The 14,774-nt window shown below is 73.2% G+C and carries 11 protein-coding genes, 1 tRNA gene and 1 pseudogene; 8 read left to right on the top strand and 5 right to left on the bottom strand.

What is annotated here, in order from left to right; genetic code table 11:
• Window positions 1-13: 13 nt before the first annotated feature.
• Complete coding sequence (locus ACJX2R_RS18585; RefSeq protein WP_413101046.1) at window positions 14-1,153, bottom strand: TerD family protein; 1,140 nt, start codon at window positions 1,151-1,153, stop codon at window positions 14-16.
• 234 nt (window positions 1,154-1,387) lie between these two features.
• Here ACJX2R_RS18585 and ACJX2R_RS18580 point away from each other — a divergent pair, with 234 nt between their 5' ends.
• The 3 genes and pseudogenes from ACJX2R_RS18580 (at window position 1,388) to ACJX2R_RS18570 (ending at window position 6,745) form a co-directional block, all read left to right on the top strand.
• A complete protein-coding gene (locus ACJX2R_RS18580) occupies window positions 1,388-2,575 on the top strand; it encodes an HpcH/HpaI aldolase/citrate lyase family protein (RefSeq protein ID WP_413101045.1) in 1,188 nt (395 codons plus the stop codon).
• A gap of 88 nt (window positions 2,576-2,663) precedes the next feature.
• Window positions 2,664-5,786, top strand: a pseudogene (locus ACJX2R_RS18575) (phosphoribosyltransferase); the annotation flags it as partial.
• 98 nt (window positions 5,787-5,884) lie between these two features.
• Window positions 5,885-6,745 (top strand): HAD family hydrolase, encoded by an 861-nt coding sequence (locus ACJX2R_RS18570; protein WP_413101044.1) that lies wholly within the window; start codon window positions 5,885-5,887, stop codon window positions 6,743-6,745.
• Here ACJX2R_RS18570 and ACJX2R_RS18565 read toward each other — a convergent pair.
• Window positions 6,714-7,337, bottom strand: a complete 624-nt coding sequence (locus ACJX2R_RS18565; RefSeq protein WP_044575994.1) for a DedA family protein — start codon at window positions 7,335-7,337, stop codon at window positions 6,714-6,716. The genes ACJX2R_RS18570 and ACJX2R_RS18565 overlap by 32 nt on opposite strands.
• A 133-nt stretch (window positions 7,338-7,470) precedes the next feature.
• Between ACJX2R_RS18565 and ACJX2R_RS18560 the strand changes: the two genes are divergently transcribed.
• From ACJX2R_RS18560 to ACJX2R_RS18550, 3 genes are all read left to right on the top strand, one after another.
• Window positions 7,471-8,649: a sensor histidine kinase gene (locus ACJX2R_RS18560; RefSeq protein ID WP_413101043.1), complete on the top strand. Its 1,179-nt coding sequence runs from the start codon at window positions 7,471-7,473 to the stop codon at window positions 8,647-8,649.
• Entirely contained in the window at window positions 8,640-9,329 is a 690-nt protein-coding gene (locus ACJX2R_RS18555; RefSeq protein WP_413101042.1) for a response regulator, read from the top strand. The genes ACJX2R_RS18560 and ACJX2R_RS18555 overlap by 10 nt, the downstream gene beginning before the upstream one ends.
• Before the next feature lie 76 nt (window positions 9,330-9,405).
• Window positions 9,406-10,068: an O-methyltransferase gene (locus tag ACJX2R_RS18550; protein ID WP_262703857.1), complete on the top strand. Its 663-nt coding sequence runs from the start codon at window positions 9,406-9,408 to the stop codon at window positions 10,066-10,068.
• A 31-nt stretch (window positions 10,069-10,099) separates the two neighbouring features.
• Here ACJX2R_RS18550 and ACJX2R_RS18545 read toward each other — a convergent pair whose 3' ends face one another.
• The 3 genes from ACJX2R_RS18545 to ACJX2R_RS18535 all read right to left on the bottom strand — a co-directional run bounded on the left by ACJX2R_RS18545 (window position 10,100) and on the right by ACJX2R_RS18535 (window position 12,764).
• On the bottom strand, window positions 10,100-10,903 hold the full coding sequence (locus ACJX2R_RS18545) for a DUF4383 domain-containing protein (protein WP_413101041.1): 804 nt from the start codon (window positions 10,901-10,903) through the stop codon (window positions 10,100-10,102).
• Between the two features lie 186 nt (window positions 10,904-11,089).
• Window positions 11,090-11,329 carry an FmdB family zinc ribbon protein gene (locus ACJX2R_RS18540; protein ID WP_262703855.1) on the bottom strand — a complete coding sequence of 80 codons (240 nt, stop codon included), beginning with the start codon at window positions 11,327-11,329 and terminating at the stop codon, window positions 11,090-11,092.
• A gap of 124 nt (window positions 11,330-11,453) precedes the next feature.
• Entirely contained in the window at window positions 11,454-12,764 is a 1,311-nt protein-coding gene (locus tag ACJX2R_RS18535) for a hypothetical protein (protein ID WP_413101040.1), read from the bottom strand.
• Between the two features lie 338 nt (window positions 12,765-13,102).
• Here ACJX2R_RS18535 and ACJX2R_RS18530 point away from each other — a divergent pair.
• A tRNA-Val gene (locus ACJX2R_RS18530) sits at window positions 13,103-13,174 on the top strand.
• A gap of 85 nt (window positions 13,175-13,259) precedes the next feature.
• Window positions 13,260-14,765, top strand: coding sequence for a tyrosine-type recombinase/integrase (locus tag ACJX2R_RS18525; protein WP_413101039.1), 1,506 nt, complete (start codon window positions 13,260-13,262; stop codon window positions 14,763-14,765).
• The last annotated feature ends 9 nt before the right edge of the window (window positions 14,766-14,774 follow it).

Genomic DNA, 14,774 nt, shown 5'->3' with positions numbered 1-14,774 from the left:
CCCCCGTCTTTACTTATCTGTTCTGGAACTGCGGGCCCTGCGGCGGCAGGACGAAGTGGGGGTCCGGCACCTGGGCGGGGATCGGCGGCGGGGGCGGCGGCACCGGCCCCGTCGGCTGCACCTGCTGCGGGTAGCCGTACGCGGGCGGCTGCGGATAGCCGTACCCCGGCTGCGGCTGCGGCTGCGGCTGCGGATAGCCATAGCCGGGCTGCGCCGGGGCCTGGGCGGGCGGCTGTGGGTACCCGGTGCCCGGGGCCTGCGGGGGCGGGGGCGGCACCTGCGACGGCACATAGGCGTAGCCGCTGTCGCCCTGCGCGGCGGCGGGGTGCATGGGCTGGGTGCGGTGCGGGTCCCAGGGGTCGGGTGACACCGGGTGCGGATAGCCGTACGCCGGGGGGTGGGCCTGGGTCGTCGCGTCGGAGGGCGGCGGGGGCGGAGTGCCGGGGGGCGAAGCGGGCGCGGAGGTCGCGGCGGCCGCGGCCGCGGGCTCAGGGGCGGGGGCCGGGGCCGGGGCCGGGGTTTCGGGAGCGGCGGCGGGCTCGGGTGCGGCGATGGCCTCCGGCTCGGCCGCGGCGTCGCCCTGCGGGCCGCCCTCGCCGTCCTCCACCGAGATCCCGTACTGCGTGGCCAGCCCGACCAGCCCCGACTCATAGCCCTGCCCCAGGGCCCGGAACTTCCAGCCGTCGCCGCGCCGGTAGACCTCACCGCAGATCAGCGCGGTCTCCTTGCCGGTGTCCGGCAGTACCGCGAAGATCGCGACCGGCTCGGCGTCCGCCGTGTCCGGCGCACCGGGCGAGGCGTCGTACAGCAGCAGGCTCAGATCCCGTACCTGCCCGAAGGTACCGCCGTCGGCGGACGCGGCGATCACCAGCCGGCGGATCTCCGGCTCCAGCCCGATCAGCTCGGCCTCGACGGTGTCCGTCAGCGCGTCCTGGTTCGGCTTCTTGGGCAGATGCCGGACCAGACCCGAGGGGTGCCGCGGCTGGTTGTAGAAGACGAAGTCCTCGTCCGAGCGCACCCGGTCGTCCGGCCCCAGCAGAAGCGCCGAGGCGTCCACGTCGGGTACGTCCGTGCCGGGGGTCCAGCGCAGCACCGCGCGTATGGCCGTGGCCTCCAGCGGGATGTTCGATCCCTTCAGCATCGCCTGCGTCATGGCGGCAATCCTGCCTTCCCGGTGGGTGCGGGGACAACGCAGGGTACGCGGCGGGCGGCAGTGCGGGGGTGGTACGGGGCGGCAGGGCGGGCATGCCGGACACCACGCGGACGCACATGGGTTACGTGATTTTCACGCCCTTGGGGAACTTTTGACCCATGGCCGCACGTACGATTATCGGCCAACCGCGGGTCAGCGTGACCGAGGCGGCGTACCGGCAGTGCGGGGAGTTGTATGCGGCATTTCGAACATCTGCCCGTCGAGGTGCGAGCCAAGCTCTTCCACCGGGAGCCCGGTGAATTCAGCGCGGACTCGCCCACCCGGACGCTGGCCGTCGCACTCGGCGCCACCCTGTACTGCCCGGCGACCCGGCCCCGGCTTGCCGAGGACATCGTCAAACAGGCAGGTCGTGGCGTGGTCTCCATGGTGCTGTGCCTGGAGGACTCCATCGACGACGCCGAGGTGGCGGGCGCGGAGGAGAACCTCGTACGGCAGTTCGCGGAACTGTCCGGGTGCGATTCGGCCACCTCGCTGCCGCTGCTCTTCATCCGGGTCCGCACCCCCGAGCAGATCGTCGATCTTGTCTCCCGGCTCGGAGCGGGCGTGCGGCTGCTGTCCGGATTCGTACTGCCGAAGTTCACCGAGGAGCGTGGCGGAGCCTTTCTCGAGGCGCTGATGTCGGCCGAAACCGCCCAGGTGACCGAGGCGTTGGGCGGACGGCGGCTGTTCGCGATGCCGGTCCTCGAATCGCCCGAGCTGATGCACCGCGAAACGCGCACCGACAGCCTCAGCGGCATCAGCCGGATTGTCGACAAATACCGGGAGCGGGTGCTGGCGCTGCGGCTCGGGGTCACCGATCTGTGCTCGGCGTACGGGCTGCGCAGGGCGCCCGATATGACCGCCTACGACGTCCAGCTGGTCGCGTCCGTGATCGCGGACGTGGTGAACATGCTGGGCCGGGCCGATGGCACGGGCTTCACGATCACCGGGCCGGTGTGGGAGTACTTCAAACCGCATGAGCGGATGTTCAAGCCGCAGCTGCGGATCAGCCCCTTCAGCAGCGGCCGCGCCGAATCGCTGCGCACCGCGCTGATCGAGCACCACATGGACGGGCTGCTGCGCGAGATCGAGCTGGACCGGGCCAACGGTCTCCAGGGCAAGACCTGCATCCACCCCACCCATGTGGCCCCGGTGCACGCGCTCTCCGTCGTCAGCCACGAGGAGTTCAGCGACGCGGTGGACATCCTCGAGCCGCAGCGCTGCGGGGGCGGTGTGCTGCGCTCCTCGTACACCAACAAAATGAACGAGGTGAAGCCGCACCGGGCCTGGGCCGAGCGGACCCTGCGGCGCGCGGAGGTCTTCGGGGTGGCCCGGGAGGATGTGAGCTTCGTGGAACTGCTGGCGGCGAGCCTGCGGACGTAGACGGACGTAGGCGGACGTAGAGCGAACCGGGCCCGGCACGGCCCCGGGGACGAGGGACGATGGAAACGAGGCGCAGGGCGGCGTGAGCGTGGACAACGTGTGGTCGGGACAGTGGGTCGCGGACCGGCTCGGAGTACGGCTGGCCGCTGCCGAGGCCGGAGGAGGAAGCGGGGCCGGGGCCGGAGGCGGGAGCGGGGCGGGGGCCGGGAGCGCGAGCGGGCGCGGGGATGGTGACGGCGGCGCGGAGCTGCGTGAGCTGCTGGGGCTGGCCCTGCGGCGCAACCCCAAGCGGGCGCACCTGCTGGTCTCCAACGTGCTCGGCAAGCATGTCCCGCAGCGCCCCGCCACCGTCCACGGCGCGGGCGTGCGGCTCGGCCGCCGGGTGCGGGAGCTGCTGGGCGACGAGGCGGCGGCGCGGGCGGTGGTGCTCGGGTACGCGGAGACCGCCACCGGGCTCGGCCACAGCGTGGCCGACGGGCTCGCCCTCGCCCCGTACCTCCACTCCACCCGCCGCCCGGTCCCGGGCGTCGCCACGGTGGGCGGCTTCGAGGAGGAGCACAGCCACGCCACCTCCCATCTGCTGCTCCCCGAGGACCCCGGGTTCCTGGCCTCGACGGGCCCGCTGGTCCTCGTGGACGACGAGTTCTCCACCGGCCGTACGGTCCTCAACACCATCGCCGCCCTCCACCGCCGCTTCCCCCGCGACCACTATGTGGTGGTCGCCCTGGTGGACATGCGCTCGCCGGAGGACCGCGCCCGCCTGGACGCCTTCGCGGCCGACCTCGGCGCCCGCGTCGACCTGGTCGCCGCCGCGGCCGGAGCGGTGCACCTCCCCGGCGACGTCCTGGAACGCGGCGCGGAGCTGGTGGCCGCGCACGAGGAGGCGGTTGCCGAGGCCCGTAAGCCCGCCACCGAGGGCGGTAGGGGCACCACCGAGGCCCGTAAAGCCGCTGCCGAGGGCGGTAGTGGCACCACCGAGGGCGGTACGGGCACTACCGAGTACCGTAAGGCCGCTGCCGAGGGCGGTACGGGCACCACCGAGGACCATAAGCCCGCCACCGAGGACCGTAAGGGCGCCACTGACGACCGTAAGGCCGCCACCGACGACCGTGACGACCGTAAGGACGTCACTGCCCCCGCCCCGGGCCGGGCCGCCGTCCGCGTGGAGCTCGGCTGGCCCGAAGGGCTCCCGGACGGCGGCCGCCACGGCTTCACCCCGACCCACCGCACCCGCCTCGAAGCGGCCCTCCCCACCCTGGCCACCCGCCTCGCGGCGGCGCTGCGGGAAACCCCGGACGCCGCTGCCGCGCCGGCCGATACCGCCCCGGCGGCGCCTGCGGGACACCCCGCACCGGACCCGGACCACCCGGCCGCGCCGGACGCACCGGCCACGGCTGCCGACGGCGCGGCGACAGCCTCGCGCCCGGCCGCACCCGCCCCGGGCGGACCAGGCGGCGCCGCGGGTGGCCCAGGTGGTGCCCCGGGCGGGCCGGGTGGTGCCCCGGGCGGACCAGGCGGCGCCGCGGGTGGCCCAGGTGGTGCCCCGGGCGGCCCAGGTGGTGCCCCGGGCGGGCCGGACGCCGACGCGGGCGGCCGCGGCGCCGGTGGCGCCCCCACCCCGCCCCGCCCCCTCCGTCGCGTCCTCGTCCTCGGGTTCGAGGAGCTGATGTACGCGCCGCTGCGGATCGCGGAGGCGCTGGACCAGGTGCTCGACGGCGTCGAGGTGCGGTATTCGACGACCACCCGTTCGCCCGTGCTCGCCGTCGACGACCCCGGATACGCGATCAGGACCCGGCTGACCTTCCCCGCGCACGACGACCCCGCCGACGGCCCCGGCCCCCGCTACGCGTACAACGTGGCGCCCGGTGCCGACCCCGCCCGCCGCTTCGACGCCATCGTCGCCGTCGTCGACTCGACCGCCGACACGCCCGCGCTGCACGCCCCCGGCGGGCTGCTCGCCGGCCTGGGCGCGCACACGGACCGGCTGGTGCTGGCCGTGGTGCCGTCCTACCGTCCCCAGACCCCACCCACCCCCCGCACCGTCACCGAACGACAGGCACCGCCCATGCACCAACCGTCGAACGAGCCCCTGCGCGGACCGGACTTCTCGTCCTACGCGCCCGAAGAGGTCGGCTGGCTGCTCCAGGACTTCTCCCACGTCACCCTCGAGGCGCCCACCGAGGAGCGGGAGGAGGCGATCCAGAGCGGGGGCGCGCACTACGCCGAGTCGCTGCCCGTGGAGTACCAGCCGAGCGAGCGCTACCAGCAGCTGTTCCGGGCCGCCCTCGACACCTCCGCCGCCCGGATCGCCCGCGCGGTCGGCGCGGTCACCGAGACCGTGCTCGCCGAGCGCTCCCCGCGCCCCGTCCTCGTCTCGCTCGCCCGCGCCGGTACCCCCGTCGGGGTGCTGATGCGCCGCTGGGCGCGCCACGCCCACGGGCTGGACCTCCCGCACTACGCGATCTCCATCGTGCGCGGCCGCGGCATCGACACCGCCGCGCTGCGCTGGCTGGCGGACCACCATGACCCGTCCGACGTCGTCTTCGTCGACGGCTGGACCGGTAAGGGCGCCATCACCCGCGAGCTGTCGGACGCCGTCGCCCCGTACCCGGACTTCGATCCGCGGATCGCGGTCCTCGCCGACCCCGGCCGCTGTGTGGACACCTACGGCACCCGGGACGACTTCCTCGTCCCCTCCGCGTGCCTCAACTCCACCGTATCCGGGCTGATATCGCGCACCGTGCTCCGCGCCGACCTCGTCGGCCCGAACGACTTCCACGGCGCGAAGTACTACCGCGAACTCGCCGGCTCGGATGTCTCGGAGCACTTCCTGGACACCGTCTCGGCCCGCTTCGCCGAGGTCACCGAGGCGGCCCTGGCCGACGCCGGGCGGCTCGCGGCCACCGACCGCACCCCCACCTGGGAGGGCTGGGCCGCGGTCGAGCGGATCAGCCAGGAGTACGGCATCCACGACGTCAACCTCGTCAAGCCGGGCGTCGGCGAGACCACCCGGGTGCTGCTGCGCCGCGTCCCGTGGAAGATCCTCGCCCAGCGCGGCGCGGGCGCGGACCTGGACCATGTGCGGCTGCTCGCCGAGCAGCGCGGAGTGCCGGTCGAGGAGGCCGACGACCTCCCGTACACCTGCGTCGGGCTGATCCACCCGCGCTACACCCGGGGCGCTACCGGGGCCGACGGAAAGACGGTCGGCACGGCGTCCGACAAGACAGCCGACGAGACGGCCGACAAGGCGAACACCTCGGACACGGCGGGCATCGCCGTCGGCAGACACGAGAGAACGGTGGCGGCACGATGAGCGTTCTGGTGGCAAGCGACCTCGACCGCACCCTGATCTACTCCGCGGCCGCGCTCGGCCTCGAGATGCCGGACGCCGAGGCCCCGCGGCTGCTGTGCGTCGAGACGTACGAGGGCAAGCCGCTGTCGTATCTGACCGAGACCGCCGCCGGGCTGCTCGCCGAGCTGGTCCGCACCTCCGTCTTCGTCCCCACGACCACCCGCACCGTCGAGCAGTACCGCCGCATCCGCCTCCCCGGCCCCGCCCCCCGCTTCGCGATCTGCGCCAACGGCGGCCAGCTGCTGGTCGACGGCGAGCCCGACGCCGACTGGAACCAGCGGGTGCGCGGCGCCCTCGACGACGGATGCGCCCCCCTGGAGGAGGTGCGCGCCCATCTCAGCGCCACCGCCGACCCCGCCTGGCTGCTCAAGGAGCGGGTGGCCGAGGAGCTGTTCGCCTATCTCGTGGTGAGGCGGGAGCTGCTGCCCGAGGGGTACGTCAAGGAGCTCACCCAGTGGGCCGACCCGCGCGGCTGGACGGTCTCCCTCCAGGGCCGCAAGATCTACGCCGTGCCCAAGCCGCTCACCAAGAGCGCGGCCGTCGCCGAGATCAAGAGCCGCACCGGAGCCGATGAGGTGCTCGCCGCGGGCGATTCGCTGCTCGACACCGATCTGCTGCTCGCGGCCGACCGCGCCTGGCGTCCCGGCCACGGCGAGCTGGCCGACATCGGCTGGTCGGCGCCCCAGCTGACCGTGGTCGAGGAGCAGGGCGTCGCGGCGGGCGAGGCCATCGTCCGCGCCCTGGGCGAGCGTTCCTCCGTCACCTGGGCGCGCGCCCGCAGCCGGATCATCCGCGCCGTCTCCCGCGACCGGGACTGACCAGCCGCACCGCCACCCATCCCAGCACCGCGAGCCCGGCCGCGCCCAGCACCGCCTTCGAGTAGACCGAGACGTAGTCCGTGACGTCGCGCCAGTTGTCGCCCAGCGCGTAACCGGCCAGGACGAACACGGAGTTCCAGATCGCGCTGCCGAGGGTGGTCAGGGCGAGGAAGACCGGCAGGGGCATCCGCTCGATACCGGCCGGAACCGAGATCATGCTGCGGAAGATCGGCACCATGCGGCCGAAGAAGACCGCCTTGGTGCCGTGGCGTCCGAACCAGCGCTCGGTCCGGTCGATATCGGCGGGCCTGACCAGCGGCAGCCGCTCGGCGATCGCGACGGTCCGCTCCCGGCCGAGCAGCGCGCCCACCCCGTACAGCGCGAGCGCGCCCACGACCGAACCGGCGGTCGTCCACAGCAGCGCGGCCACCAGGCTCATCCGCCCCTGCCCCGCCGCGAACCCGGCGAGCGGCAGGATCACCTCGCTGGGCAGTGGCGGGAAGAGGTTCTCCAGGGCGATGGCGGCGCCCGCGCCCGGCGCCCCGAGGGCGTCCATCAGGCCGGTGGCCCAGTCGGTGATCCGATCAGTCATGGCCGGAACGCTAGGAACCGGCCGCACCCGGCGGCCATGAGGCCGACCGTCCGGTTCCCCGGCCGTCCACCACACCGGCAACCTGCGGAAATCCTCAGTGTCCCGGCCGGCCCGGGCCGCTAGCGTTTCCACCATGAGTGCCACCACGGGGAGATGGCCGCGGCGCGCGGCGCGGCGCGCCGCCGGGCTGCTGGCGGGGGCCGGTACGGCGCTCGTCGCGCTGCCGTTCCTGGCGGCGGTGGGGCTGACCCTGCTGTCCGTGCCCTGGCCCGGCGCGCGGCAGTGTGTGCTGCGGCCGTTCACGGCGGGCGCGGCGCGGCTGATCGAGCTGGAGCGCCGCAGGCTGGCCCGGTTCCTGGACATCGAGGTCACCTCCGACTACGGCGGCCGCCAGGCGCTGCGCTACCTCGCGGCGCGCACCGCGGTCGGGCTGCTGGGCGGTCTGGTGCTGCTGGCCGGGCTCGCGGGCATCGCCTACGGCACCTTCCTCCTCTGGGGCTGGCTGCTCGGCTACGCCTTCCACGATCTGGTCAGCGTCGTGACCAGTGGTATCGGCGGTCTCTTCCTGCTGTTCCTCGCCGTCCAGGGGGCCCTCGGCGTGGCCGGCCTCGAGGCGCGGCTGGCGCGCGACATCCTCGGCCCCGAGACCCAGGACGCGCTGCGGCACCGCATCGAGGAGCTGGCCGCGAGCCGCGCCGGGGTCGTCGAGGCGGTCCACGACGAACGGCGCCGCATCGAGCGCGATTTGCACGACGGCGTACAGCAGCGGCTGGTGGCGCTCGGCATGCTGCTCGGCCGGGCCCGCCGCAGCCAGGACCAGGCCAAGGCGCGCGCCCTTCTGGCGCAGGCCCACGAGGAGAGCCGCCAGGCGCTGGACGAACTGCGCGAGGTGGCCTGGCGGGTCTACCCGACCGCACTGGACGAGGCCGGGCTGCGGATCGCCCTGGAGACGGTCGCCGAGCGCTCGGCCATCCCCGTACGGCTCGACTACGGGCTCACGGCCGAACCGGTCACGGCGGTGCGCACCGCCGCGTACTTCGTGGTGGCGGAGGCGCTGACCAACGCCCTCAAGCACTCGGGCGCGGACCGTATCGACGTCGCGCTGACGGCCGTGGCCCCTGGCACGCTGACCGTCCGCGTCACCGACGACGGCACCGGCGGCGCCGACCCGGCGGGCGGCGGTCTGCTCGGCCTGGCCCGCCGGGTCGCCGCCCTCGACGGCCGGCTGAGCGTGGTGAGCCCGCCCGGCGGCCCCACGACCGTCACCGCGGAGCTGCCCGCACCGTCCCCGGGCGGTGTGCTGTGCGGGTGATCCTGGCCGATGACTCGACCCTGCTCCGCGAGGGCCTGGTGCGGCTGCTCGCCGAGGAGGGGCACCAGGTGGTGGCGGCGGTGGGGGACGGCGCCGCGCTGGTGGCGGCGGTCGAGGCGGCACCGGACGTGGACGCGGTGGTGGTGGACGTACGGATGCCGCCGACGCATACGGACGAGGGGCTGCGCGCGGCGCTGGAGATCCGGCGGCGGTGGCCGGGGGTGGGCGTGCTGGTGCTGTCGCAGTACGTGGAGAAGCGGTACGCGACGGAGCTGCTGACGGGGGAGGGGGCGGCCGAGACCGACGGGCCCGGGGCTCCCGGGGCGCGGTCCGGGGGAGTCGGCTATGTGCTCAAGGACCGGGTGGTGCAGGTCGACGAGTTCCTCGACGCGCTGGAGCGGGTCGCCACGGGCCGCGCCGCCTTCGACCCGGAGGTGGTCCGCAGACTGCTCGCCCGCTCCACCCGCACCGACCCGCTCGGCCGCCTCACCCCGCGCGAGCGGGATGTGCTCGACGCGATGGCCCAGGGGCACACCAACGCGGCGATCGCCGAGCGGCTGTATGTGTCCCGCAGCGCGGTGGAGAAGCACATCAACGCCATCTTCGAGAAGCTCGAACTGCCGGGGAACGCGGGGTACAGCCGCCGGGTGCTCGCCGTACTGCGCTATCTGGGAAGCTGAAGCTGGTTGGTACGGACGGATGGGAACGGAACCGGTCGGGGAGCCGAAGAGCCGGGGAGCCGAAAGGGAGGCCGTGATGGCCGAGAGCAAGAGCACACCGATCACGGCTGAGCTGTACGACTACGTCCTGCGGCACAATCCGCCGCTCGACCCGGTCCTGCGCGAGCTCGTCGAGGTCACCCACCGCGATCTCCCCGGCCACGCCGGGATGCAGTCCGCCGAGGAGCAGGCCCCGCTGCTGGCCTTCCTGGTCCGGCTGACCGGCGCCCGCCACATCGTGGAGGTCGGCACCTTCACCGGCTTCTCCGCGCTGGCCATGGCCCGTGCGCTGCCCGCCGACGGCCGGTTGATCGCCTGCGATGTGTCGGAGGAGTGGACGTCGTACGGCCGGAAGGCGTGGGCCAAGGCCGGTGTCGAGGACCGTATCGACCTGCGGATCGCGCCCGCGCTGGACACGCTGCGCGCGATGCCCGCCGAGCCCCATGTCGATCTCGCCTATCTGGACGCGGACAAGCAGAACTACATCCCGTACTGGGAGGAGCTGGTCCCGCGGATGAACCCGGGCGGTCTGATCGTCGCGGACAACGTCTTCTACCACGCGCAGGTCATGGAGGCGGCGCCGTCGCCCGGGGGCGCCGCGATCCAGGCGTTCAACGACCATGTGGCGGCGGACGCCCGGATGGAGGCGGTCATGCTCACCGTCGCCGACGGCCTGACGCTTGCGCGCCGGGTCAGCTGAGCCGCCGGCCGGTCAGCCGAGCCGCTGCCGGTCAGCCGAGCCGCCGGTCGCGGATCCGCTGCCGGACCCGGGCCCAGCGCCCCTTGGGCTGGTCGGTGGGCTCGCCGCCCCCGGGCTGATCCAGCTTGCCCCACTTGCCGGGCGGCTGACCGGACCGTTCAAGAGGCCCACCCGGGGCGCCCGGGGCCTCGGGTGTGAGCGGGGCGCCGGGCCGGAGGGCCGTATCGCCCCGTTCGGCGGCCCGCTCCCGCGCCGCGATCAGCTCACGCGCGTGGGCGGCCTCGCGCTCGGCCTGCTCGGGGTGGCGGGTCACCCAGTACGGATTGTCATGCGGCAGCCCGCCGCTGACCCGTCCGTACATCCCGAACCACATCAGCAGCAGCCCCACCACAAAGCTGAACAGCACGTTCTGCATCCGGAACGCCAGGAAGTTGTACGGCGTCTCCAGCAGCGCCAGATTGACGAACCCGCTCAGCAGGAAGAGCAGCCCGAGCACCATATTGAGCGTCGAGGCGAAGTTGCCGCCGATGAGCATGCCGAAGAACAGCAGCAGCCCGATGACGATGGAGAGCACGCTCAGCGTGCCGTTGGTGTTGAGCCCGGCGACCGTGTTGCTGCCGGTGTCGAAGAAGCCGACCCGGTGGATCAGACCCAGGATGCCGAAGGCGACGAGCACCAGCCCCATGAGCCCGGCGCCGACGCGATAGACCTTGCTGAGCCGGTGATCGACGGGCAGATGCTCATCGAGCGTGGTGTGCGCGCCGATCCGCTCCGGGAAGTGCCGTGCGACTCCGGCGGGATGAGGACCGATGGGGGAGGGGCGGCCCGTAGCCATCTCCGGCCTCCTTGCTGCTGGCGACGCCGGACCTCGGCCGCGCGCTCTTCGCGGTCGAGGCCGTACCCGTGGACCGCCACGTCACCGGCGCGCACACGACGCACACGGCGCGCACGACGTACGCGCGCACAACCGGAGGCGCGGCACGGGTACGTATCTCCAGGATCCGCCCCGGCCCCCCAAGGCTCAACCGCAGCAACCGCCCCCGCAGCAGCCGCCACCGCCACCGCCGGACGGGGGCCGGGCGGAGGAAGAGGAAGCGGAGGACGACGAGGACGCGGCGCCGGTGACGGCCACGGTGGACAGCAGCTTCACCGTGTCGCCGTGCCCGTCCGGGCAGGACGCGGGAGCGGAGGACTCGGCCATGGGCCGGTTCAGCTCGAAGGTGGTGCCGCAGGCGCGGCAGCGGTACTCGTAGCGAGGCATGGCAGGAGCATAACCACCGAACCGCAGGTCAGCCCCCCGAATGTGCCCTCGGCTTCTGAGCCCTGGCCTCCGGGGCCCTGGCCTCCTGAGCCCTGGATCCCTGAGCCCTGGGCTTGGCGAGGGCTCAATGCCCCCCGCCCCGCTCGTCCCGGATCTCCTGGACGACCCGGCCGGCGGTCTGCCGGACGGCCTCGGTCTCGGAGAGGAAGTGCCACCAGTCCGGATGCCGCCCCTCGAGACCCGCGATGGCCCGGTCGAGGCGCTCCACTGCGTCGTCCAGCGGCCGCGCGTGGCGCGGATCGGGGGTGCTGCGCCCGGCCATGGCCAGCCGCTGCGCGTCGCGGATCGCGAACCGGGTGCGCTCGATCTCCTTCTGCTGGTCGTACGACACCTCGTCCAGCCGTCGCAGCCGGTCCCCGGCCGCCGAGACGGCCTCGTCCGTACTGTTCAGCAGCGCCCGTACGGTGGCCAGCAGCGCGGCGGCATCCGGCCAGCGCTGCTCCTCGCGCGCCGCCTGCGCCTCCTTGAGCTTCTCCTCGGCCTGCGCCACATCCCGCGCCGCCTGCGCGGGGACGGGCTGGAGATCCTGCCAGCAGGCCGCCGTGTACCGGCGGCGCAGCTCGCTGAGGACGGGCTCGACCCCGGCCGCCCGAGTGGTGATCGCCTGGGCGCGGGTGCGCAGCGACACCAGCCGCTTGTCGATCTCCGCCGCCCGCTCCGGCAGCCGCTCGGCCTCCCCGCGCACGGCCTCGGCCCTGCGCAGCACATCATCGGCGCGCCGCAGGGTCTCCTGCACACCGTGCTGCCCGGCCCCCTGGTTGAGCTTGGTCAGCTCGGGCGACAGCGCCGCCAGCCGGGCCGCCAGATCGTCCGCCCGCAGCCCCGACGCACGCACCGCGTCCAGCGCGTTACTCGCCGCGAGCAGCGCCTGCCGCGCCCGCTCCACGGCCGGCGCCAGCCGCGCCAGCCGCGTCTCGGCCTGCTCCAGCAGCGACCCCAGCCCCTGCGCGAACCGGTCCAGATCCGCCTTCGTCCGCTCCAGCGCTTCCTTCGCCCTGGTCAGATCGGTCCGGGCCCGGGAGGCCGTCGCCGCGTCCAGATCGTCCCGATCCAGATCATGGGCGTCCACCGCCGTGATGTAGTCCTGGCTGACCTGGTCGATCCGCCGCTCCAGCGCCGAGAAGTCGCCCGCCGTCCGGCGCGCGGCGGGCGAATCGTCCACGGCGGTGATCGTCTCGATGGAGATCCGCAGATCCCGCTGCGCGGTGTCCAGCTCGTAGAACGCCGCCGCCGCGGCGTCCTTCGCCGCCTGCGCCTCCGCCCGCTGACTCTCCCCCCGCCCCCCGAACCACCGCCGCCCCCCGCCCCCACCGGCGAACGACAACGACCCCACCGCGACCAGCAACGGCACGGGCAGCAACACCAGCCCGAGCACGGAGGGACCACGCGACTGCCGCGACTGCCGCGACCGACGCACACGGACGAGGCGCGCAAGGCGGTCAAAAGCGACGACTGGGGCGAACGGGGCCACAGGGTCGACCGGACGACGCAGACGGCGCGCTGGACGCGCAGACTCTCCAGATGACGCCGCCACTTCCCGCTCCCGATGGATCGCCCAGGTCCGAATGTCATTCTCCCACCCGACACTGACGAGCACAGCGCTCGGTTCGGTTCGCGATCTGCGGATTTCTCCGCCCCCGGCCCGCGCCCTCCGCGCCCCCTCCCCACGATTGCGGCACCACCCCGGAAACCCTGTAGGCTGACAGCCCCCTGGGGCGCATAGCTCAGCGGTAGAGCGCTGCCCTTACAAGGCAGATGTCGGCGGTTCGAACCCGTCTGCGCCCACCCTCTGGACCAGCGCGGATGCCGTCTCGGCGGCCCGCGCTGATCGCCGTAGCCATGGCATTAACCATGAATAGGTTCCGCAGCCATGGCGAACACCCAGTCCACGCCCCGCCCGCGCGGCAGCATCCGCCCCAACGGGGCTGGCTTCCAGGCCCGCGTCTACGCGGGCAGCGACCCCCTCACGAAGAAGCCCCTCTACCTCCACGAGCAGGCCGCCACCCTCCCCGAAGCCGAGAAGGCCCGCACGCGGCTGCTCGCCAAGGTCGACGAGCAGCGCCACCCCAAAGGGAAGATCACGGTCGCCAAGCTGCTCGACCAGTGGATGGACGTCGTCCGCATCGAGGAGAGCACCCGCGACCGCTACGTCATCGCCATCGACCAGTACCTCAAGCCGACCTTCGGCGAACTCCAGGCGGCCAAGCTCGGCCCACAGTTGATCGAACTCTTCTATGCCCGCCTGACCCGCTGCCGCGAACAGTGCGAGGGCAAGCTCGGCGGTCGCATCGACCCCGCCACCGGCCAGCGCCACGAGTGCCGGCCGCTCTCCAACGCCTACCTGCGCAAGCTGCACTACATCCTCAAGCCCGCGCTGCAACGCGCGGTCGTCTGGGGCTACCTCAGCAGCAACCCGATGGACGCGATCCAGGCCCCACCGGAGGACGACCCCGAGCCGGATCCGCCGTCCAACGCCGAGGTGGCCACCATCCTCAACGACGCCTGGCGCCACGACCTCGACTGGGGCACGCTGCTCTTCCTCATCATGGTCACCGGCTGCCGCCGCGGCGAGCTGTGCGGATTGCGCTGGCAGAACGTCGACTTCGACACCAACGTCATCACGGTCCGCCGAGCCACCGGCAAGACCAACCGACTGAAGAAGACCAAGACCGGCCGCATCCGCCGCGTCGCCATCGACATGGTGACCGCGGATCTCCTCAAGGCCCACCTCGCACGCCGCCGGGAGCAGGCCACCACCTTCGGGGCCCAGATCACTCCCGACAGCTACGTCTTCTCCCTCAGCCCGGACTCCTCCGAGCCCATCAAGAAGGGCACCGTCACCCAGCGATACGGCCGCCTGGCCCGCCGCAACAAGCTCCGCAGTACGCGCCTACAGTCCCTGCGCGACTACTCCGTCACCGAGCTCCTGGTCGCCGGAGTCGACATCCGCACCGTCTCCGGCCGCCACGGCCACAGCAGGGGAGCGACCACCCTGCGGCACTACGCGGCCTGGGTCCACGAAGCCGACCGCCGAGCTTCGGAAATCCTCCCCGGTCGCCTGCCCGTCCCCGGCGACGCGGAACCCCTGCCGCTCGCGCCCTGGGAGAAGGTGACAGCCGAACTCCGCGAGGCCATCGAGGACGGCACCATGCCGCCCGGCTCCGAACTCCCCACGATCGTCGACCTGTCACAAACGTACGAGATCTCCGTGGGCACGGCTCACCGGTGCTTCGCCCAACTGAAGAAGGAGGGCCTGATCACGGTCAGCCCCGGCCGCCGAGCGGTGGTCCAGGGGCCCGGCGCGATCCCAACGCCGCAGACTGCCCAGACGCTAACCAGCCACGGAGCCGAGGCAGATAGCAGCGACGTAGGGTGAGCATGATGG

The sequence above is a fragment of the Streptomyces sp. Inha503 genome (genome assembly GCF_047215865.1).
Classification (GTDB): domain Bacteria; phylum Actinomycetota; class Actinomycetes; order Streptomycetales; family Streptomycetaceae; genus Streptomyces; species Streptomyces lycopersici.
The sequence above is the reverse complement of the archived record's forward strand: the minus strand, read 5'-3'. Positions and strand labels throughout refer to the sequence as shown.

Coding starts and splice junctions, on each gene's coding strand:
- ACJX2R_RS18580 (WP_413101045.1), top strand. CDS start 1,388: ATGCGGCATTTCGAACATCTGCCCGTCGAGGTGCGAGCCAAGCTCTTC.
- ACJX2R_RS18570 (WP_413101044.1), top strand. CDS start 5,885: ATGAGCGTTCTGGTGGCAAGCGACCTCGACCGCACCCTGATCTACTCC.
- ACJX2R_RS18550 (WP_262703857.1), top strand. CDS start 9,406: ATGGCCGAGAGCAAGAGCACACCGATCACGGCTGAGCTGTACGACTAC.
- ACJX2R_RS18565 (WP_044575994.1), bottom strand. CDS start 7,337: ATGACTGATCGGATCACCGACTGGGCCACCGGCCTGATGGACGCCCTC.
- ACJX2R_RS18545 (WP_413101041.1), bottom strand. CDS start 10,903: ATGGCTACGGGCCGCCCCTCCCCCATCGGTCCTCATCCCGCCGGAGTC.
- ACJX2R_RS18540 (WP_262703855.1), bottom strand. CDS start 11,329: ATGCCTCGCTACGAGTACCGCTGCCGCGCCTGCGGCACCACCTTCGAG.
- ACJX2R_RS18585 (WP_413101046.1), bottom strand. CDS start 1,153: ATGACGCAGGCGATGCTGAAGGGATCGAACATCCCGCTGGAGGCCACG.
- ACJX2R_RS18560 (WP_413101043.1), top strand. CDS start 7,471: ATGAGTGCCACCACGGGGAGATGGCCGCGGCGCGCGGCGCGGCGCGCC.
- ACJX2R_RS18525 (WP_413101039.1), top strand. CDS start 13,260: ATGGCGAACACCCAGTCCACGCCCCGCCCGCGCGGCAGCATCCGCCCC.